Origin of the sequence: Pantoea sp. BL1, assembly GCF_000963985.1 — a bacterium.
GTDB lineage: Bacteria > Pseudomonadota > Gammaproteobacteria > Enterobacterales > Enterobacteriaceae > Pantoea > Pantoea rwandensis_B.
Genome location: NZ_JZRH01000035.1, coordinates 1 through 20,594, shown reverse-complemented (window position 1 = coordinate 20,594; position 20,594 = coordinate 1). Strand labels below are relative to the sequence as shown.

Here is a 20,594-nt window from a genome sequence, read left to right as displayed (position 1 = left end):
CCAGAGCGCAGGCTCTGGGTGCTGATTACTGTGAACGTCCCACCCACATGGACACTTCCACACCATCATTGAAAGGCAAAGACATATAGCCGTTCCCGCTGTGCACGCGCGCCAGATATTCCGGACTGAAATCTGCGTCATCGGCGACGATCAGTGCCCCAGGGCGAAAATAAAGCTCAACCAACGCCAAAATCTCTGGGTAAATCGCTTTCGCACCATCCAGCACCAACATATCCACCGATGCTGGCATCGCTTCGCTTAAAGTCAGCAGTGCATCGCCAACGCGTACCTCGATCAAATCACTCACGCCCGCATCCGCAAAATGATTACGCGCTAAGGCAACCTTGCCCGGTTCGAATTCACTGGTAATGATTTGACCGCCACCGTTATCGCGCACCGCCGCGGCCAGATGCAGCGTCGAAATGCCGAATGACGTGCCGAACTCAACGATAGATTGTGCTCTGCTGCTGCGCGCCAGCATATACAGCAGTTTGCCGGTCTCACGTGATACCGCCAGCGGCACATTTTTCAGGTGGCCATAAAGTTCCAGATAATCGGTTTTACTCTGCATCAGGCGATTTTGTTCTTCATCAGACATGGCGTGAAAAGCTTCGTTGGTCGGATGTGCCATGTTGTCGGCCAGTTCAAAGAGATAGTTAAGCAGTGGCGCTAAAGGCGCAGACGTTAAAGTATTCATGATGTTTCCCCGTGGATTAAACTGTGCGTTCAGAATACGATGAATCATTCGCATTTCACTATTCGTGTTCAGGAGTATCAGATGGCTGAACGTCGTAACACTAAGATTTCAGAGAGAAAAAGGCCGCAACAAGCGCGATCCAGTGAGCTGGTTTCGGCGATTTTGCAAGCCGCTACTCAGGTTTTGGAACAGGAAGGCGCCACGCGATTTACCACGGCACGCGTGGCAGAGCGTGCCGGTGTGAGTATTGGATCGCTGTATCAATACTTTCCCAATAAAGCGGCTATTCTTTTCCGCTTACAAAGCGAGGAATGGCAGCGAACTGGCGATCTCTTAGGATCGATCCTGCGCGATCGGGCTGTGCCACCGCGTGAACGTCTGCATCAGCTCACACGGGCGTTTTTACACTCCGAATGTGAAGAAGCCGCCATGCGCACCGCACTCAACGATGCGGCACCCTTGTATCGTGATGCGCCAGAAGTGGCGGCCGCACGAGCGGCGGGGGAAAATGTGGTAAGTGAATTTCTGTATGAGTTATTGCCCCAGATGGAAGAGAAAGAACGTCTGCGCGCTGCGGATCTGATCAACAGCACACTGGGTAACGTGGGTAAGCATTTTTCCGAAACACCGCGCTCTGAGGTGGAAATTCAGGACTACGCACGGGATATGGCTGAGATGTTCTGTGTCTGGATCAGGGAAAAAGGGGCGTTTTGCAGTAAAAGATGGCACTGGAAATCTCTGAAAGCGGTTAACAATCTCATTATTACCATTCTCATTAATCCACACCGCGAGTAAGCTCTATGAAAACCTTTTCACAGCTGGAAGGAATGCTGGTTAACCGATACGGGAGAGCAAGATGGCAGTAAAAATGATTGCGGTGGATATGGATGGGACTTTTCTCGATGACAACAAACAGTACAACGCTCAACGATTTGCGCGCCAGTACGCCTTGTTGAAAGAGAAAGGCGTTCGTTTTGTGGTCGCCAGTGGCAATCAATATTATCAGTTGCAACGCTACTTTCCGGACATTAAAGATGAAATCGCCTTTGTCGCCGAGAACGGTGCCTGGGTGTCAGACAGCAATGAAGAGATCTTTTGCGGTGAACTCGCGCCAGAACGTGTCCATCAAATTTTGGATATTCTGGCGAAAGAGCCGGATATCAGCACCGTGGTGTGCGGTCGCAATGGTGCTTATGTGCACACCTCGATGCCGGAGGAAGTGATTGCGATGCTGGCGAATCACTATCATCGCCTGGAAAAACGCGACAATCTCTACGATATCGATGACACCATCTTTAAGTTTTCGTTGAATCTGGCCCACGAAGGGGTGGATGCCCTGATGGATCGTCTGCACAAAGAACTGGGCGCGATTGAAAACATTATGCATCCGGTCTCCAGCGGCTTTGGTTTTGTCGACCTCATCATTCCCGGCTGCCACAAAGCACACGGCATCGCGCTGCTGCAGGAAAAATGGGGCATCGACGATTGCGAAGTACTGGCGATTGGCGATAGCGCCAACGACCTCGAAATGCTGCGTCAGGCGTGTTACAGCTTTTCGATGGCCAATGCAGCGGCACCTGTGGCCGCCGTTGCGCGTTATAAAACCGATAGCAACAACGACGAAGGTGCGCTAAACGTGATTGCACGCTTGCTGGCACGCGAAGAGCCGTTTGGTTAATTCCTCGCGGCAGAGTCTATCGAGCCAGGGCTAAACTTTCAGCTGGGCGAACGATTCTGCCGCGACCTTTAACAATTTGGGTATTTGCATTCATTTGACTACCCGTTTGCATTTTACTTGATCAACGCCAACAAAATGCGGCCAGGTTGACAGGCAGCTGTGAGCGAACAACGGACATTAATCTTCAATAGAAACTCGTCCATGAGTAATCCAACTCAAATCACAGTTGCATCCAAAACGTGACTTGTTTGATTTTCAGAACGAACGTAACGCTAACTGTTTTCAATTTTAGGCAGGAACCACGCAAGCAATCCCGCCAATGGCAGGAATGAACAAAGCCAGTAAACGTTCTCAATACCTGTTTTATCAGCCAGCGCACCCAACACTGCCGCTGCTATCCCGGCAAGTCCAAAGTTGAGTCCATAAAATAACCCGCCAACAAGCCCAATACGATTTGGGGCCAGTTCCATCGCATAAATCAGAATGGAAGCGAATGCGCTCGCCATGATCAGGTTAATGCCGACAGTCAGTACAACTGTCCAGTGGAAATCAGCATAAGGCAGAATCAGCGTCAGCGGCAGAGGGCCAAGTATTGAAATCCAGATAATTTTATAACGCCCTATCCGATCTCCCAGAATACCACCTAGTAAAGCACCTACCGCAGATGAGAACAGAAACAGGAAAAGCATAAACTGGGACGTTCGGACTGAAACGCCAAAGTGGTCAATCAGGTAAAAAGTGTAGAAAGAACGGAAACTCTCAACGTAGGCGTTTTTAGAGAACATCAGCAAAGTCAGGACGATAAGGCCTGTAGTCACCATCGCTTTAGGGTACGTTTTCACCTTATGTCCGCTTTTGCTCTTAACCTTTACCGATTCGATGAAGCTGGTCTTAATCACATCATGTCTTCTTGCGGTCCAGACCATCAGTCCAACGGCCATGACCGCCAGAACGCCAAACCATGCAAGACTCTGCTGCCCGCGCTGGACAATTATCAGTGCCGCAAAAAGTGGCCCCATTGCGCCGCCAGCCTGACCGCCAACCTGAAATATCCCCTGGGCAAGCCCCTGTCTTCCACCTGACGCGTAGCGCGCCATTCGTGTTGCTTCGGGATGAAAGATAGAAGAACCAATACCTATACTCGCGGCTGATACCAGAATGAGGTTGTAAGCAGGAGCGAAAGCCAACCCTATCAGTCCTGATAACGTGAACAGCATTCCGATTACCGTTGAGTAAGGGAAGGGACGGCGGTCAGTTACTGCGCCAACCACAGGTTGCAACAGCGAACCCGCAATCTGGAATGTCAGTGTGATAACCCCGATTTGAATAAAATCGAGCTGATACTTATCTCTCAGTATCGGGTAAACCGCGGGTATCAGAGACTGGATAAGGTCGTTAAGCAGGTGTGTCACACCCAGAATAAGTAAGACGTTTAGGTACGTTTTAGGCCGCACAGCGGCCGATGCATGATTCATAAAAAATCCCTGTCAGTACGGCTGAATTTATTTTTTAAGTGATCGTGTTTTCTGATAGCAAACAGCTGAAAGTGCATACATCTGGCATGCCGCGGGTCCAGCCGGGAATGAGTGCCTGAACCCGTTTCAACCACCTTTCATGATTTGTGATGAACTGCTCTGATGCAGGGCTGCCACCAGGGGCATCAGATGATTTTCTGTCAACGGCGCAAGTAATACCGGTTGCGTGCTGTCAGGGGAATACCAGATAACTTCTTCGATTTCCGCGGCAGCCTGAAAATTGGTTGCAGCAGTTACGCCGTGGTATATCTCGGCAATGACCACGCGTCCCGGCTCGTTTATCGCTTCATCAGTAAAGCGCCCGACGTAGCTGAAATCTTCGCCCGCAAGGTTGAGATTCAGCTCCTCCTTCAGCTCACGCGTCAAGGCCGCGACGGGCAATTCATCGTGTTCCATTTTCCCACCGGGCTGAATAAAGTGAGTCGTGCCGCGCTTTCTGACCAAAAGGCAGCGCCCGGATTCGTCGGTAATAATGGCAGAAGCGATGCGGATAGCCTGATTGTTGCTCATGGTTCTCTCTTAAATTAAAAGGGCAGATAACTTCATACTGCGCGGAAGATTTTTTCACTGCTGATTATTTTGATACCGGCAGGGCTGCTTTCCAGAATGCGTTTTTCCTGGTCCGAGACCCATCGGACTGAAGACCATCCCTCTTCGACAGAGAGCGCTTTCTGGATCGTCGTAATCAGTGCTTCAGTCTGATGACTCTGGCAGTCAAGATTGCCAACCAGAATCTCATTGCGGTAAATGCTGAGTCGGTGCGTTGCGATCATTTTAATTCCTCTGGATCAGATGTCCGGATATCAAGGATGCCGGTGCCGTCAATGAGTGAATTCAGCACGCAGCGTCGCGTCGCCGCACAGGCGTTATCAACGGCCTGCTCAAGCGGTAGCTCACGCAACAGGCCTGCTGTAAGTTCTGCAGTAAACAGGTCGCCGGTGCCCTTTGGCGCGTTCTCATGTGCCGGGTGCTCAACGATATGCACTGAGCTGGCGGTGACGCAGATAACCTTGATCAGTCGGTTATTTTCTCTGCGTGAGGCGCTGGTCACGACAACCCACCGTGTTCTGCCGGTAAGAAGTGTGCGGGCGGCATTAATGATGTCCCTCTCGCAAATCAGCGTTTTTCCAGCAAGACAACCCAGTTCAAAAAGGTTAGGCGTCAGGCCGGTCGCCAGCGGTAACAGGTGATGGCGATACCAGTGTCCCACCCCCTGTTCGACGTAATAGCCCGTGTCAACGTCACCCATCACCGGATCGACAACAATCAGCGTGTCGGGATTCTTTGCCGCGATCTGGCGAAGCCAGATACTGACGTGTTCTGCTTTAGAGGGGCTGCCGAGGTAACCTGTGATAACAGCACGTAACCGGCGGTCCTGCCCTCGTTCGTGGATACCCTGCAGGAAACCGCAAAACCACTCGTCGGCAATCTCACCACCGTAGCAACTGGGATAATCCGGCGTATTACTGAGCAGGAATGTGGGTACCGCAAGCACACGTAATCCGTGCTTTGCCAGCGCGGGTAATGCGATGCTGTTTCCTACGCTGCCATAGATGACCTGAGACTGTATGGAAACTACTTCAGCTGGCAGGCAGGAACGCTTATCCGGGAGATGACTGGGAAGCATCGCTTAATCTCCGGTAGGCCAGAAGTGATCATCGGGTAGCGAGCGGGCACCAAAAATTGCCTGACCCACGCGCACGACATTGGCACCTTCCTCAATCGCGATTTCAAAGTCCCCCGACATCCCCATCGAGAGCTGCAGGTTGCCATATGCATCAGCAAGCTGGTCGCGCAGGTTGCGCAAACGGATGAAGCAGGCCCTGACGCGATCGGCGTCTGAAGTGAACTCCGCAAGCGTCATCAGTCCCATAACGCGCAAGTTTTTAAACGGACTCAGCTGTGCCATGAAGTCGGCTACGTTTTCCGGTGCAAGACCGTATTTGCTGGGTTCAGCAGAGGTATTCACCTGAACAAATACGTCCAGCGTGCGCTCTTCCAGTTGCAAACGTCTGTCCAGTATCCCTGCCGTACTGAGCGAGTCCAGAGCCTGAAACTCACTGGCAAATCTGGCAACCAGCCTGGCTTTATTCGACTGAAGATGCCCAATGACAGACCATTTCAGGTCAGTCAGATCAGACATAACGTGTGATTTTACCCAGGCCTCCTGCACTTTATTTTCACCCAGCAGTTTGCAACCCGCTTTGTGAGCCAGCCGGATGTGATGCTCATCCATCGTTTTACTGACCGGGAGAAGACGAACGTCGGAGGTATCACGTCCCGCACGCTGGCACGCCGCATCTATTCTGATCTGAACAGCGGCCAGATTGTTGATGAAGTCCTGCACGCTTTCTGCCCGGGGCCATCGATTATGCATATCGTGACGAGGCTGAGTATCAGGGGCAGGAGATTGTTCGGCGCTGGTTTCGATGTTTTTCATGGCGTATAGACAAGATCTCGGTATTCATTTAATATTGTCCTAGGCTAAACTTTTATTTGTACCAGATCAATGAAGATAAACGGAAAAACTGCGGGTGAAATTTTCGATCAAATCCGTGCAATGATTCAGGCTGGCGAGCTTGCTCCCGGAACAATGCTTCCTACACTGCGCGAACTGGCGGGTGAGCTGGGCATTAACCGCAATACGGTAGCCCTCGCATATAAGCGCCTTACGGACGCAGGTTTTGTTATATCGAGAGGCAGAAACGGCACTGTCGTGCGTGAATCCATCGCGACCATTGATATTGAAGGTAGTGCGCCAGATATGGTGCTTCGTGATCTTGCCAGCGGCAATCCATCGGCTTCGGTTCTACCCTCTGTCAGCCAGCTTGCTGTGTATATCCGAAATCCACCGGGGCTGTATGGCGAGCCCGCAATCCGTCCGGAACTTGAAACAGCAGGTCTTGAATGGCTTCAGCCCGATCTCAGAACACCTTTCGATTTAAATCTGACCAATGGTGCTGTTGATGCGGTTGAAAGGGTACTTGCCAGCTATCTGATTGCAGGCGATCGCGTTGCCGTTGAAGATCCCTGTTTCCTCAGCAGCATCAGTACTCTGCGACACAGCCGGCTTCAGGCCGCTCCCGTGGCAATCGATGCGGAAGGAATGCAAATTGAGGCGCTTTCTCGACAGCTTTCTGCTGGCGTGCAGGCAGTAATCATCACACCTCGCGCCCACAATCCAACTGGGTTTGGCCTCAGCGCAGCACGGGCAGAAGGCATTCGCACATTGCTGGCAAGCTATCCTCAGGTTCTGGTGATTGTCGATGACCACTTTTCGCTGCTTTCCACACAGGATTATCACCACGTTGTTCCGGAAAATACCCGTAACTGGGTGCTCATCCGCTCAATGTCCAAGTTTATTGGACCCGATTTGCGTATGGCTTTTGTCGCGAGTGATACCGAAACCTCACAGCGTCTGCGTCAGCGCCTGAATGCCGGTACTAACTGGGTCAGTCACATCCTGCAGGATATGGCTGCAGGTCATATGCGTTCGCCTGAGTTTCAGCAATCAATTCTTGCCGCACGCGATCGTTATCTCAGTCAGCGTGAGCTGCTGGTCAGCACGTTAAAACAGCTCGGTGTCACAGTGTCAGGTCATCACGATGGCTTAAACGTGTGGGTCCCGCTTGCCCAAAACAGCGCGACTACGGTTATGCAAATGGCGCAGCGGGGCTGGCTGGTTCGGGGCGGAGAAAGCTTCATCCTGGATAATGCCTGTTCCGGGGTGCGGATCACCGTCTCAGATCTTGATGCACCGGAAACTGAACTAATCGCAAAGTCCCTGGCCGGGATTCTGGCTCAGCAGCGTCAGATACAAGCCACAAATATGGCCTGAACAGGCCGGTTCATCACTTATGGAGTTCTCTGCAATGCGCGTACATTTCATCGTACATGAAGATTTTGAAGCACCTGGTGCCTACGAAACCTGGGCCAGAAATCACGGCCATGATGTAACATATTCACGCGTTTACGCTGGTGATAAGCTGCCAGCGAACGCTGAAGGGATTGATTTCCTGATCGTGATGGGTGGTCCACAGGATCCGGCTACCACACTTGAAGAGTGCCCGCATTTTGATTCGAAAGGCGAGCAGGGTTTGATTGCTTCAGCCGTTAAAGCCGGTAAGGCCGTTATCGGTATCTGCCTCGGCTCTCAGTTGATCGGTGAAGCCCTGAGCGCGCCTTTCGCGCACAGCCCAGAAAAAGAAATTGGCAAATTCCCGATTACACTGACGGAAGACGGCAGCAAAGATGAGATGTTCTCTCACTTTGGCAGTACGCTGGAGGTCGGACACTGGCATAACGATATGCCAGGCCTGACCCCGGACGCAAAAATCATTGCTTACAGCGAAGGTTGCCCGCGACAGATTGTTGCATACTCAGATCGCGTGTTTGGTTTCCAGTGCCATATGGAACTGACGCTTGAAGTCGTTGAACTGCTGATTGCGCATTCTGAAAAAGATTTGAGTCGCGCCGCACAATATCGCTTCGTGAACACGCCAGAAGAACTGCGCGCGCACGATTACAGTGAAATGAATCAGGTGTTGTTTGGCTTCCTGGATAAGCTGGAAGCACGTTACAAATCAGCTTAAGCACGAACCGGTGCCCGGAGACATCTGTCCCCGGGCATTCTTGATTAGATCCAGAAGCACTCAGGATAACCCTCTGCTACATCCTTTGATCAGCGCTTGCTGATAGCTGTCAGATTTCCTCATTTGCTAAGCCAAAAATTGATGGCATGGCCGTTGAGCTTTTGCCAGCTTCAACTTCCGCTTTTGGCACACAGCAGACGGTCACGCAATGCCATGTATCCCCCTCAACATCGGCATCAATTCAAGCTTCACGCCTCGCTAACCTTTTTTCCATCCTATTAATCAGCGGTGGCAAGAGTAATGCGCTGCCGACCACCAATACCCAGAATATGATCGGTAGTGGCGCGGCTATCTCAAAAGTCATGGCCGAAACAAAAAAGGCGAGGGTGGTACTCAATGACATCAGCGCCGTTTGCAGGGACAGGAAACCAGCCCGACTGCACTCATTTGGAAATCTCGCGGTCACACAAGATACCACCACCAATCGACCGTAAGCTCCGCTCAGAAACAGTCCCATGAATAATGCTCTGGCATGCAAACCTGTCACGGGAAGCAGCATGCTGACCAGTAATATCAGCGTTAAGATTACGGCTAACGTGTAGCTGGACCAGTGAGCCAATAGTTTTCCGGTGAGTTTTGTCGCCATTAACCCTGCGATGCCACCGATGAAGAACAACATTGGCAGCGAGGCGCTCACAGCCTGCATGTGTTGAGTCAATAAAGGCACCAAAGCAGGAATGATGAGCATAGGGGTAAATTGTGCGATGGCGTTCCCGCTGGCGAAAAAAAACCATTCTGGCGTCAGCGCTACCGATAATTGAGTGGATATTTTGCGCGGAGCATCAGGAATAAACCCGGCAATAAGAAGCAAACCTATCAGACACAGCAAGCCAATGAGTCTCGGTGCGCTATACCAGCCGAAATGGGTGCTCAAAAACAGCATGGTCGGCATCCCTGCAATGCTGACCACAGAGAAAGCGGCAATGACGGTGGCAATCATCCGTGCTCGTAAGGCCGCTGGCGCGAGGTTGATTAATAAACTCATCCCTACGCCCATGGTTGTTCCCCCCACTAAGCCCGCCATAAATCTTAGAACCAGCAGCAGGGAATAATCGATCGCGAAGGTGATCAGCACCGTCAAAGCGCCTAAAAGCGCCATATTCCACAGTAAAAATCGTTTGGTGTTAACGCGGTCAATCCATTTCCAAATACATAACCCGGATAGCACTGAACCCAGGGTGTAAGTCCCCGTGACATAGCCTGCATAAGTGACAGGCACTGAAAATTGAGACGCCATGTAGGCAAACAACGGATTAAACATCATGTATTCGAGGGCATTCGTGAACTGAACAAAAGCGATAATCACAGCGATGCGGATCACAGCGAATGAATCTGATTGCGGGGTGAGGACAGGCATAGTTTGCTCCATTAAGTTACAAGAGGCCTAGTCTATTGCCCGTGCATCATTATGATTAGAGAGATAAAGTGAGACGATTAATTATCATAAATGGGATAATAGATGCGCAGTAAAATCGATTTAAATGTCTTACGTGTCTTCGTCACCGTCGAAGAAAAAGGCAGTTTTATCGGTGGGGCGCGGGCCCTTAATATGCCTGCATCGAATGTGAGTCGCCAAATTTCCCAACTGGAAGAACGGTTGGGGATGCGACTATTACAGCGAAGTACGCGTCACATGAAGCTTACCGACGCAGGGCAGATGTTTTTTGACAGCATGCGCCCCTTGTTGGACTCGGTTAATGAGACGGAAGCCAGGCTAAGCCACGCGAAAACTGAACCGGAAGGATTGCTACGCGTGTGTTTACCGAGTGGCGTTGGGCCGGTGGTGTTTGGCAATCTGCTGGCTGACTTTGCACTGCGGTATCCCAAGGTAGAACTCCACTGTATGACCAACCTTCAGGGGGCTGATGCTTTGTGGGAAGACTGCGATGTTGTGATTGATATCAGTCGCGGCGCGCGCGCCAGCAGTGATGTGATTGCTCAACAGCTGGTCTTATTGCCCTGCCAGATTGTTGCGGCGCCCACTCTGCTTCAAAGGTTCCCAAGACCTACGCACACAGAGCAATTGCTGGCTCTGCCCTGTATCACTACCGTTAGCGCTCTTCAGGGGCAGGCATGGCAATTTCTCACGACGGGAAAAGGGTTTCGACATATCAATGTGACGAGCCCGTTTCGTGTCGACAGCGGTGAGATGGCACTGCAAGCAGCACTGAAAGGCGTCGGGTTTGCCATCCTTTCAGCGCAGGCTTGTGAACCTTATATCCGTGACGGGCGGCTGGAAGTGATTGAACTTGAACTCGTTCCTGCCCCTCTTGAGATCGCTTTGCTCTATCAGGAGCGTAGTTTTCTTCCCGCGCGAAGCCGTGCGTTTATTGATTTCCTACAAGAGGCAGTGCGAAATCATCGGGAAAAATAACCCGCTTCGCGCATATCCTGCAGTAATCCCGGCCCGGTGGGTTGCCAGTTAAACGTCTGGCGCGTCCATTCACTGGATGCAGGGTTATCCACGGAGGCAAAGAACGCCATCCAGCCCAGCCACTCTTTGGCTTCTTCCTGCGTCAGGCTTTTTACCGGCAGGGATAAACCGGTGCCGATGGTTTCGGCGATCTGACGAAACGCAATGCCTTCCTCCTGAATCGCATGCAGAATCGTGCCGGCTTCGGCGTGCTCAGCGGCGAGGCAGAACAACTCGGCGGCATCATCACGATGTACTGCTGGCCAGCGATTGCTGCCGTCACCGATATACACCGCAGCCCCTTTCTCTCGCGCCATATTGATGATCATTGGCACAAAACCATGATCGCCTGCGCCGTGAACGGTCGGTGGTAAGCGCACCAGCGACACGCGTACGCCTTTATCAGCCAGGGCGAGCGCGGCAATGTTGGAGTCGGAACGAGGATGACCGCCGGAAACCGGTTTGGTTTGCTCTACAGCAAGACGTCCCGGTGACACCAGTGCCGTGCCGGTGGTGACCACCAACGGGCGGTTTGATCCGGCAAGGACTTCGCCCATTGCCAGAATCGCCTGCTGATCGATTGCCGCCGCGTGATCCATCCGGCTGAAATCGTGGATGTAGCCCGCGTGGATCACGCCATCGCTCTGCTCAACGGCGCTGCGCAGGCTGGCAATATCTTCCAGATCCCCACGAATCACCTGCACACCTTGCTGATGCAGTTTCTCAGCAGAGGCATCACTACGCGCCAGTCCAAGCACATCCACGCCGCGTGCCTGCAGTTTATTCACAATGGCCGAACCGATAAAGCCGCTTGCGCCGGTCACAAAAAGTCGCATATTCGTACTCCTATTTCTGGCTGTTGAAGCACTATGATAAAAGTCTCCGGCGCGGCGAACAGTCGTGAGCTTATACAGGTATATGCACTAACAGGATAACGCCATGACCCTACAAGACGACAATCTGCTCGGGAACTACCTGCGTGAACGCCGCCAACGGCTGGATGCGAGTAAACTCGGCTATCCGTTGCTGCGCCGTCGTACACCCGGCTTACGCCGTGAAGAGGTGGCGGTGCGCGCCTGTGTCAGCACCACCTGGTACACCTGGCTGGAGCAGGGCAGAGGCGGTGCGCCTTCTGAAGAGGTGCTGGAGCGATTATCCAAAGCGTTAGAATTGAGTGCCGCCGAGCGCGATCATCTGTTTTTACTGGCGCAAAACCGTTTGCCGGGCGTCACCTGGCAGGCGGGTGTGGATGTGTCGCCCTCCTTGCAGCGAGTGCTCGATAGCATGACGCAAACCCCGGCGCTGGTGAAAACCGCAGAGTGGCAGGTCGTCGCCTGGAATCATGCGGCGACCAAAGTGTTTGTTGATTACGCACAGTTGCCGCCGGAACAGCGCAACATCTTGTTGATGATGTTCAGTCATGAAGAGATGAAAAAGCGCCTGCCGGACTGGCATCAGGTCACGCGTAACATGGTCGCGAATTTCCGTGCCGACGTGGCGCGCACCGGTGCCAGTGAGCATGTGCGCGCGCTGGTAGAAGAACTCAGTGAGATGAGTGAAACCTTCCGCCAGCTATGGCAATCGCAAGAAGTCAGCCAACACGGGGAAGGTATCAAACAGTTGTGGCTACCGGATGAAGGTGTGCTGGAACTCGAATACAGCACGTTTGCGGTCGAAGGCAAGCCTGGCTTGAGTCTGGTGGTGTTTAATCCGCGCTTGTCGAGGGATCGAGAGACGGTGGCGCGTCTGATGGCACGTCCGTAGCCTTGCGCAAATTGTCTTCCATCGCATCGAGCGCCGCCTGATTTTCCAGCCCCCACTGATACATCTGTTCAATCGGCGCTGCGAAGGTTAATCCTAACGGCGTTAAGCGATAATCCACTTTCGGTGGAATCACATCGTACACATGGCGGGCGATCAGCCCCCGCTGCTCCAGCTCCTTCAGGGTCTGAAACAACATCTTTTTTGAAATCCCCTGCAAGCTGCGCTGCAACTCACCGGTGCGCGCACGCTTTTCCGGCCAGTGATAAAGCGCGTGCAGCACCATACTGCTCCACTTCAGCGAGAACAGATCCATCAAGCGACGCGGAGGGGAATCCGCATAAAAAAACAGCTTACCGTCAACCCAGGCTGGCATCAGTGTCACTCCTTTATGGTCACCAAAAGGTGACTACTATCATTTCTGCACCACGTTGACTATAGTCTGCCGCCTTCAATTCAATTACGCCAGCACCTTGCGGAGGCACCATGAAAATCAACGCATTAGTCGCTCACGACGCGGCAAAACCTCTAGTATCCAGCCAGATCGCGCTGCGTCCACTGCAACCGCAGGACGTGAAAATCGACATTTTGTACTGCGGCGTATGCCATTCCGATCTCCATATGGCGCGTAATGAATGGGCGGTCAGTCGCTATCCACTGGTGCCCGGCCATGAAATCGTGGGGCGCGTAGTTGAAACCGGTACAGCGGCCACAAACTTCAAGGTTGGTGATGTTGTGGGTGTCGGCGTGATGGTCGATTCATGCCGCGAGTGCCACTTCTGCCAGCAGCAGGAAGAGCAGTATTGCGAAGCCGGTTTTACGCCGACTTACAACGGTATGGACAAGCACTCGGGCGACAGCACCTGGGGCGGTTACGCGCAGAATGTGGTGGTCGATCAGCATTTTGTGGTGTCAGTACCGCAAAACTTGCCGCTGGCGGGCGTTGCACCTTTGCTCTGCGCAGGTGTCACTGTGTGGTCGCCGTTGCGTCACTTCAACGTACAAGCAGGCGATAAAGTGGGCGTGGTCGGTTTAGGCGGCCTGGGACATATGGCGGTGAAACTGGCGAGCGCGATGGGTGCGGAAGTCACGTTGTTCACCACCTCTTCGGAGAAGGGCGCTGATGCACGCCGTCTCGGCGCAAGCCGTGTAGTGGTGTCACGTGATGATGCGCAGATGGCAGCGGCTCAAACCTCTCTCGATTTCATTATCGACTGCGTTTCCGCGCCACACGACCTCGACCCGTACCTCGCGACCTTAAAAACCAATGGCCGTCTGGTGCTGGTGGGGATTCCTGAGCAACCACATCAATCTCCTGACGTGACGCCGATGGTGTTCCGCCGTTTAAGCATTAGCGGTTCGTCGATTGGCAGTATTCAAGAGACGCAGGAGATGTTGAATTTCTGTGGCGAACACAACATCACGGCAGATATCGAATTGATTGCGGGTGAGTCAGTGGAAACTGCCTTTGCGCGTATGCTGAAGGGTGATGTGAAGTATCGCTTCGTCATTGATATGGCGGCTACCCGCTGGTGATAGACGTTGGCGATTTCAGCCTGAAATCGCCAGACAAATGTTAGTTGAGTGACATCCCCACGTGCAGTGAAAAGTGCTGCACCAGTTGCGGCGCGCTGAGGTTGTCGTGATGCGATAACCCTGCCGCGACAATCTCCAGCACATTTTCGCCACAGGCGATCAAAAGCGGCTCAATGGAAATAATCGACCCCGGCGCATGCTGATGCGGCTGGGCAAGCACACGGCTTTTCCACACGATAAAGCGTTGTTCACCTATCAGGCTGTACGCGCCAGGCCACGGATAAGCGACGCCTCGAATCAGGCGATGAATCTCATCAGCAGATTGATGCCAGTGAACCTGTCCATCCTCAGGCTTTCGCTGTCCGGGTTCGCTGGCGAGGCTTTCATCCTGCACGCGCTCCATCAGACTCCCCGCACGCAGTGCGCGCAGCCAGTTTGGCAATTGTTCCCGCGTCGTGCGCACCAGTTTACGGTGCAATGACACTGCATCATCGTCGTCAGTGATGGTGACATGACTTTGCGCCAGAATTGGCCCGCCGTCCGGAACATGATTGATACGATGCAGCGTTACCCCGGTTTCGCGTTCGTTGCGGATAATCACCCAGTTAAGATGGGCACGACCGCGATAGGCAGGCAATAATGACGCGTGCACGTTAAATGCCCCTTTCCTGGCGGTGGCGATCAAAGCAGGGGAGAGAGCCTGACGATATGACAGGGTGAAAATCGCATCGGGTTCCAGTGACGAGATTTTGGCAATCCATTCCGGCGTATTGATATCATCCGGGCAAAACACCGGGATCTGAAGTTGTCGCGCCATGGCTTCAACTGAGTCAAAAAAACTGTTTTCCTGATGGGCGCCCGCGTGGGTGAACACGCAAGCCACTTCAAATCCCACTTCCTGTAAACTCTCCAGCGCCGCGCATCCCATCTCATGATACGCACATAACACGACTTTCATTCTTCCGCCTGTGAACACTGATTAACGTCTGGTGCTCAGCATAGCAGGGGAAGATTATGCCTGGCTTAAACCATCGCATTTGAAATGACATCTGTATCTGTGGACGTTAGGCGAAGCGCGAGTGTTTGAAGAGTTAGCCGCCACTCTCATTGGATGTGTGTGGCGGCGAGCCCGGGCATCTTAGCGCCCACTTCTCACAATCACTTTGCCGCATGCATGGCCGGAGGCAACGCGCTCCAGCGCGGCGCGGCTCTGTTCCAGCAGATGGATGGAATCGATCACTATCTGCAAGTTACCGTTGCTGAAATCGCGCATGGCCTGGGGCAGGGCAACCGTGGCATCGGCAAAGAAAACGGCATGGCCGTGACGGTCACCGCAATCGGTAATGGCAAAGTCGGCCAACGTAGCGATATGTCCACCGGGTTTTAACACTTGCCATGAGCGCTCCAGGGCTTCGCCGCCAAAGGGATCTAACACCACATCAACCGGGGCAATCTGGGTGAAATCCTGGCTGCGATAATCGATCACCTCATCCGCCCCAAGCGAGGTCACCATGGCAATATTCTTCGCCGAAGCGGTCGCTATCACTTCAGCCCCCGCTTGCTTGGCTAATTGAATGGCAAAAGACCCTACACCGCCTGCACCTGCATGAATCAGCACACGCTGGCCTGCCTGTAGTTTACGTTTACCGAACAGCGCCAGATGCGCGGTGCCGTAAGCCGTCGGTATCGCAGCGGCCTGCTCGAAGCTCATTTCATCAGGAAGCGAGACCAACTCATGGGCATTGATCACCACGAACTCAGCTAATGCACCACCGGCACAAGGATCGGTACGGCCGACCACACGATCGCCCGGGCGGAACTGGCTCACATTACTGCCCACCTCCTCAACGATGCCACTGAAATCGGAGCCAACGATGTAAGGCATCTGCACCGGGAACACCTGCTCCATGTATCCCGCCATGATTTTGCTGTCTAACGGATTTAACGCGCTGGCTTTGACGCGTACTGTCACGCTATCGGTATCATTGATGGCGAGCGTTTGTTCGCCATACTGAATGTTTTCCGCACCGCCGAAGGTGCTGATATAGGCTGCTTTCATCCTCGATTCCTCAAAATTACAGTGCGGGGAACTGGCCAATCTGCTGGAACATGGCAAACCAATCTTCCATATGCCAGGTGGTTGTCACGCGCTCGCCGTTGAGTAAGTGGAATTCGTGCAGGCGCACGCTAACGCGACGACCGGTGGGCGCAATGCCCATAAACTCACCCTGGTGCGTACCGGTAATTTCTGCGCGCACAGCAATCTTTCCCGGCTCCTGCAACATGTCGTGCACGATGATGTTGATATCCGGGAACGCGGCGATAAAACCTGCCAGCAAAGGTTTAAATCCTTCGGGTCCCGGCCCCTGACCTGGTGCCAGTGGGATGTCATCCCAGTCTTGTGTTACCGCCAGATCCAGCAAGTCGGGGTTTTTATCACTAAAAGCGCGATAGAGGTTTTCTACCGCAGTACGTTCAGCTTGCAGGCGTTGGTTCAGTGGTTGTGTGGCAGACATGTTGGAAACCTTATTGGATTAGTTAGCGGTGCATCTCACCGGCTTGTGCAGTATTCCTGAATCTGACACTATCCATCCAACAAATGATTGGTATAGAGCAATATACAAAATATGAATTTTGAAGGGTTCGATCTTAACTTGCTGGTGGCATTCAATGCCTTAATGCTGGAGCGCAACGTCACTAAAGCTGCGGCACTGGCTGGCGTAAGCCAACCGGCGATGAGTGCCGCGCTCTCTCGCTTGCGTCGTGTTTTTGACGATCCGTTGTTTATCCGCAGCGCTGAAGGCTTGTTACCCACGGCGAAAGCGCAGGAGATTGCGATACCGGTGGCCGATGCGTTAGGGCAGGTGCGTCATTTAATGAAGCCCGCAGAGGTCTTTGATCCCACGGCTAAACAGCGCAGTTTTACCCTGGGATTGACGGAGTATCCGATGCATGTGCTGCTGCCGGCGTTAACCAAAAAGCTGGCGGCAGTGGCACCTCATTGCACGATTCATGTGCGTTATTTTATTGATCGCGATGAGGTTGTTGCGCTACTCGATGCGGGGAAGATTGATATTGCCGTAGGCGTACCGCCAACCAAAGCAGAAAACCGAATTCTTTCCCAACCATTGCTACGCGACGATTTTGTCACCTTAGTCGGGCGTGACCACGAGGTAGCGCGTAAAGGCATGAACCTGCAAGCGTTTCTGTCGATGCGTCATATTTTGGTGTCACCCGAAGGTAACCATTACGGCTTGGTGGATCAGCAGTTACGTGAGCAAGGGCTGGCGCGCACCATCAGTCTGACGCTGCCCACCATGTTTACCGTACCCGCGCTCTTGCCGGGAACGGATTATGTGGCAACGGTACTGCGCCGCGTGGGCACCACTTCAGCCAGCCAGGGCGACATCATCATGTTTGAACCGCCGTTGGCACTGCCCTCGATTCCATTTGATCTGCTTTGGCATCGCAGGACGCAGGACAGTGCGGCGCATCAGTGGTTACGCGGTGTGATCGCGGAAGTCGGAGCAGCATTGTAGGTCAAACCAGCGGCGGGTACGTGTTGCCGCTTTTGCATAAAACTGCCATGTTACTCGACACAATAAAAAACCAAGTCGCTTTGCAAACCCGTTTAACATCAGACCAGGAGTAACAGCCATGCTGGGGATAATCCGCGTATTAACCCATCCAGATCAGCACTTTGTCGAAGAACATGGTCGGCTGATTCATCAGGAATACGCTATCAACTCAATTAGCCGGGCGATCCCCGATCAGCACAAAGGCATTTTCGATGATGTCAGTGAAGCGCTGGCGGTGCCTAAGATCGTTACGCTCGGGCGGCAATTAGAGTCCGATGGCTGCAATGCGCTGTTTCTCAGTTGCGCCGCCGATCCTGGTCTTGCAGCACTGCGTGATGCCGTATCCATTCCCGTCATCAGCGCCGGTTCGGCTTCAGCAAGTATTGCTCGCATGCTGAAACGCCCAGTGGCCGTGATGGGGATTGGTGCGGCGGCACCGGCGCCTTTCCGCCAGCTGCTGGGTGAATCCGTGCGTTACGCGCGTCCGGAAGGGGTGTTGAACACCACGGATCTGCTCAGTGCAGAAGGTCGTGCCAGCGCCCTGGCCTGCGCTGATACTCTTTATCGCGAGGGCATCGAGGTAATCGCTTTTTCCTGCACGGGTTTTTCTACCATCGCGCTGGGTGACAGTATTCGCCAGCAGTTAGGGAAAGTGGCGGTGGATGCGGTGAGCGCTGCAGGCCTGTTTATCAGCCAGTTAGCCCCGCAATCCGCACGATAACCTGCTCGCGCCGCCACCTGGCGGCGCATAACATCCTGTAATCGTTTTTTTGTGATCTCAGCGATAAACAAATCCCTCCTCGCTCCGATAACTCCCTTACCAGAATTTACAAAAACAACATTCGCAGGAGAGGGAACATGGGGCTGGTATCCCGTTTACGTAATGTACGCATCACCCGGAAATTGTCAGCAGGATTTGGCATTGTGTTGCTGTTAGTGGCCCTGGCCACCGGCATCAGCGTGCAGCGCTTCAACGCGATTCACGACATTTATCAGAAAACCAATCTGATCTATGACATCAACATTGAGGTGTTCCAGGCCAAAATTAACCGCCTCAAATATCTTTATGGTGATGATAAATCTGGCAAAGTGATGGCTGATTATGTGGCGCATGCCCAGCAGCTCAATCGTGAGGCTAAACAACTCTCCTGGACAGACAATGCCCGCGCGCTGGTGGAGGAACTGGATACCCATCTCGCCAGTTTCCAGAACAGTATTGGCGCAATGACGCAAGCTACACAGCAGCTGAATAGCCAGCGAGCACAGCTCGATTCTCTGAGCCAGCAAGACATGACCTCGCGCTACACGCAGTTGATCCGTACGCCAGTGACCAATCCAGAACTGACTAACCAGATTTACGAGCAGCTCTTCGCTATCAGCAACGTGCGTGAAGAAGCCTGGGCGCTGCGCTTCAATGTCACTGATACCCTGCGCAATACCTTGCAAACCCATTTCCAGCAGGCCGACCAGGGCATGAAAGCCTTGTTGGCTCAGCTGCCACCCGAACAGCAGGGCGGATTTACCGCGCTGTGGCAGGATACCGAACGCTTTAAAGATCTCAGCCTGCAAGCGGCGGACAGCTACGGTCAGCTGCGTGCGTCAGAAGACACGGTAAAAGTCGCGGGTGATAAGAGCAGCGCGGCGATCAAAAAGATCATTACCATCGTGAAGGAGCGTAACGATGAACTGGCGAACGGTTCCGCGACGCTATCCCTGTTGATTGGGGGGCTGGCGATTCTGTTTGGCGTGCTGGTGGCGTGGTACATCATCCGTCAGATTACACGCCCGGTATTCCACAACCTTGAGTTGGCGGAGCGCATTGCCAGCGGCGATTTAAGCTCACAGTTTACCACCGACCGTCATGATGAACTCGGCAAGCTGACCTCGGCGATGGGGCGGATGAACGACCGTCTGCGCAGTATGATTGGCGATGTGTTGCATAGCGTCAGTAGCGTGTCGCAAGCCGCTAGCGAGATCAATCAGGGCAACCTCGATTTGTCATCACGCACCGAGCAGCAGGCGGCGGCGGTGGTGGAAACGGCTGCCAGCATGGAGCAGTTAACGGCTACCGTGAAAAATAACGCCGAGAACGCGCGTCAAGCCAGCCAGATTGCTGCTGAAGCTTCGCATAACGCCAATCAGGGCGGCAAAGCGGTGCGCGACGTGGTCAGCACTATGGGTGAAATCTCCGACAGCTCGAAGAAAATTGCGGATATCACCGCGGTGATTAACAGTATTGCTTTCCAGACCAATATTCTGGCACTGAACGCGGCAGTGGAAGCGGCACGAGCCGGTGAGCAGGGGCGTGGTTTTGCCGTGGTCGCCAGTGAAGTGCGCAACCTGGCACAGCGTAGCGCCGGTGCCGCAAAAGATATTGAGCAGCTGATCAGTGAATCGGTGAGCCGGATTAGTAACGGGCATCAGCAGGTAGCGCGTGCAGGTGAAACCATGGATCAGATTCTCGGTAGCATTGCGCGCGTGAATGAGATCATGGAGGAAATTTCTGCAGCTTCCGATGAGCAGAGCCGTGGTATTGAACAAATTGCTCGCGCGGTGGGTGAACTCGATACCACGACCCAGCAAAACGCCACGCTGGTTAGCGCATCCTCGCACTCGGCAAACTCGCTGGAAGAACAGGCGATGATGCTGGAGCGGCTGGTTGCGCAGTTCCGCTTGCAGGGCGCGGGGTGTTAATTTTTTAAAGATAGGGCGGCTTGATGGCCGTAATGCCGATCAGTTAAGGA

22 protein-coding genes are annotated in these 20,594 nt (G+C 53.3%); 10 read left to right on the top strand and 12 right to left on the bottom strand.

Annotated features, from left to right (window positions below):
• Positions 1-25 precede the first annotated feature (25 nt).
• Positions 26-697 carry an O-methyltransferase gene (locus VH86_RS16915; protein WP_045833613.1) on the bottom strand — a complete coding sequence of 224 codons (672 nt, stop codon included), beginning with the start codon at positions 695-697 and terminating at the stop codon, positions 26-28.
• Between the two features lie 81 nt (positions 698-778).
• Here VH86_RS16915 and VH86_RS16910 point away from each other — a divergent pair, with 81 nt between their 5' ends.
• Together VH86_RS16910 and VH86_RS16905 are read left to right on the top strand one after the other, a co-directional pair.
• A complete protein-coding gene (locus VH86_RS16910) occupies positions 779-1,492 on the top strand; it encodes a TetR family transcriptional regulator (protein WP_082082871.1) in 714 nt (237 codons plus the stop codon).
• A 61-nt stretch (positions 1,493-1,553) separates the two neighbouring features.
• A complete protein-coding gene (locus tag VH86_RS16905) occupies positions 1,554-2,375 on the top strand; it encodes a Cof-type HAD-IIB family hydrolase (protein WP_045815508.1) in 822 nt (273 codons plus the stop codon).
• Between the two features lie 272 nt (positions 2,376-2,647).
• Here VH86_RS16905 and VH86_RS16900 read toward each other — a convergent pair whose 3' ends face one another.
• The 5 genes from VH86_RS16900 to VH86_RS16880 form a co-directional block, all read right to left on the bottom strand.
• Positions 2,648-3,850, bottom strand: coding sequence for an MFS transporter (locus VH86_RS16900; RefSeq protein WP_045833595.1), 1,203 nt, complete (start codon positions 3,848-3,850; stop codon positions 2,648-2,650).
• 126 nt (positions 3,851-3,976) lie between these two features.
• Positions 3,977-4,420, bottom strand: a complete 444-nt coding sequence (locus tag VH86_RS16895; protein ID WP_045833594.1) for an NUDIX domain-containing protein — start codon at positions 4,418-4,420, stop codon at positions 3,977-3,979.
• A 32-nt stretch (positions 4,421-4,452) separates the two neighbouring features.
• On the bottom strand, positions 4,453-4,683 hold the full coding sequence (locus VH86_RS16890; RefSeq protein WP_045833593.1) for a hypothetical protein: 231 nt from the start codon (positions 4,681-4,683) through the stop codon (positions 4,453-4,455).
• Positions 4,680-5,537 carry a pyridoxal kinase gene (pdxY, locus tag VH86_RS16885; RefSeq protein ID WP_045833592.1) on the bottom strand — a complete coding sequence of 286 codons (858 nt, stop codon included), beginning with the start codon at positions 5,535-5,537 and terminating at the stop codon, positions 4,680-4,682. Before pdxY ends, VH86_RS16890 begins: the two co-directional genes overlap by 4 nt.
• A gap of 3 nt (positions 5,538-5,540) precedes the next feature.
• The gene (locus VH86_RS16880; protein WP_045833591.1) at positions 5,541-6,350 is read right to left on the bottom strand and encodes a YggS family pyridoxal phosphate-dependent enzyme; all 810 of its coding nucleotides are present in this window, start codon (positions 6,348-6,350) and stop codon (positions 5,541-5,543) included.
• A gap of 69 nt (positions 6,351-6,419) precedes the next feature.
• Here VH86_RS16880 and ptsJ point away from each other — a divergent pair, with 69 nt between their 5' ends.
• Together ptsJ and VH86_RS16870 are read left to right on the top strand one after the other, a co-directional pair.
• Complete coding sequence (ptsJ, locus tag VH86_RS16875) at positions 6,420-7,748, top strand: transcriptional regulator PtsJ (protein WP_045833590.1); 1,329 nt, start codon at positions 6,420-6,422, stop codon at positions 7,746-7,748.
• A gap of 34 nt (positions 7,749-7,782) precedes the next feature.
• The gene (locus VH86_RS16870) at positions 7,783-8,502 is read left to right on the top strand and encodes a type 1 glutamine amidotransferase (RefSeq protein ID WP_045833589.1); all 720 of its coding nucleotides are present in this window, start codon (positions 7,783-7,785) and stop codon (positions 8,500-8,502) included.
• Between the two features lie 241 nt (positions 8,503-8,743).
• On the opposite strand, the gene VH86_RS16865 is transcribed toward VH86_RS16870, so the two are convergent.
• Positions 8,744-9,919, bottom strand: coding sequence for an MFS transporter (locus tag VH86_RS16865; protein ID WP_045833588.1), 1,176 nt, complete (start codon positions 9,917-9,919; stop codon positions 8,744-8,746).
• Positions 9,920-10,021: 102 nt separating this feature from the next.
• On the opposite strand from VH86_RS16865, the gene VH86_RS16860 reads away from it, so the two are divergent.
• The gene (locus tag VH86_RS16860) at positions 10,022-10,936 is read left to right on the top strand and encodes a LysR family transcriptional regulator (protein ID WP_045833587.1); all 915 of its coding nucleotides are present in this window, start codon (positions 10,022-10,024) and stop codon (positions 10,934-10,936) included.
• Here VH86_RS16860 and VH86_RS16855 read toward each other — a convergent pair.
• Positions 10,921-11,811 (bottom strand): SDR family oxidoreductase, encoded by an 891-nt coding sequence (locus VH86_RS16855; protein ID WP_045833586.1) that lies wholly within the window; start codon positions 11,809-11,811, stop codon positions 10,921-10,923. The genes VH86_RS16860 and VH86_RS16855 overlap by 16 nt on opposite strands.
• A 103-nt stretch (positions 11,812-11,914) precedes the next feature.
• On the opposite strand from VH86_RS16855, the gene VH86_RS16850 reads away from it, so the two are divergent.
• A complete protein-coding gene (locus VH86_RS16850) occupies positions 11,915-12,739 on the top strand; it encodes a helix-turn-helix transcriptional regulator (protein WP_045815512.1) in 825 nt (274 codons plus the stop codon).
• On the opposite strand, the gene VH86_RS16845 is transcribed toward VH86_RS16850, so the two are convergent.
• The gene (locus tag VH86_RS16845) at positions 12,681-13,112 is read right to left on the bottom strand and encodes a helix-turn-helix domain-containing protein (RefSeq protein ID WP_045815513.1); all 432 of its coding nucleotides are present in this window, start codon (positions 13,110-13,112) and stop codon (positions 12,681-12,683) included. The two genes, VH86_RS16850 and VH86_RS16845, sit on opposite strands and share 59 nt — an antisense overlap.
• A 110-nt stretch (positions 13,113-13,222) precedes the next feature.
• Here VH86_RS16845 and VH86_RS16840 point away from each other — a divergent pair, with 110 nt between their 5' ends.
• A complete protein-coding gene (locus VH86_RS16840) occupies positions 13,223-14,272 on the top strand; it encodes an NAD(P)-dependent alcohol dehydrogenase (RefSeq protein WP_045833585.1) in 1,050 nt (349 codons plus the stop codon).
• Positions 14,273-14,312: 40 nt separating this feature from the next.
• Here VH86_RS16840 and VH86_RS16835 read toward each other — a convergent pair whose 3' ends face one another.
• From VH86_RS16835 to VH86_RS16825, 3 genes are all read right to left on the bottom strand, one after another.
• Positions 14,313-15,230 (bottom strand): formyltransferase family protein, encoded by a 918-nt coding sequence (locus VH86_RS16835; RefSeq protein ID WP_052696626.1) that lies wholly within the window; start codon positions 15,228-15,230, stop codon positions 14,313-14,315.
• Between the two features lie 180 nt (positions 15,231-15,410).
• Positions 15,411-16,331, bottom strand: coding sequence for an NADP-dependent oxidoreductase (locus VH86_RS16830; RefSeq protein ID WP_045833584.1), 921 nt, complete (start codon positions 16,329-16,331; stop codon positions 15,411-15,413).
• A 16-nt stretch (positions 16,332-16,347) separates the two neighbouring features.
• Entirely contained in the window at positions 16,348-16,788 is a 441-nt protein-coding gene (locus VH86_RS16825; RefSeq protein ID WP_045833583.1) for an ester cyclase, read from the bottom strand.
• 111 nt (positions 16,789-16,899) lie between these two features.
• Here VH86_RS16825 and VH86_RS16820 point away from each other — a divergent pair, with 111 nt between their 5' ends.
• The 3 genes from VH86_RS16820 to VH86_RS16810 all read left to right on the top strand — a co-directional run bounded on the left by VH86_RS16820 (position 16,900) and on the right by VH86_RS16810 (position 20,544).
• Complete coding sequence (locus tag VH86_RS16820) at positions 16,900-17,811, top strand: LysR family transcriptional regulator (RefSeq protein WP_045833582.1); 912 nt, start codon at positions 16,900-16,902, stop codon at positions 17,809-17,811.
• Between the two features lie 118 nt (positions 17,812-17,929).
• On the top strand, positions 17,930-18,571 hold the full coding sequence (locus tag VH86_RS16815; RefSeq protein ID WP_045833581.1) for an aspartate/glutamate racemase family protein: 642 nt from the start codon (positions 17,930-17,932) through the stop codon (positions 18,569-18,571).
• Positions 18,572-18,708: 137 nt separating this feature from the next.
• Positions 18,709-20,544, top strand: coding sequence for a methyl-accepting chemotaxis protein (locus VH86_RS16810; protein ID WP_045833580.1), 1,836 nt, complete (start codon positions 18,709-18,711; stop codon positions 20,542-20,544).
• The last annotated feature ends 50 nt before the right edge of the window (positions 20,545-20,594 follow it).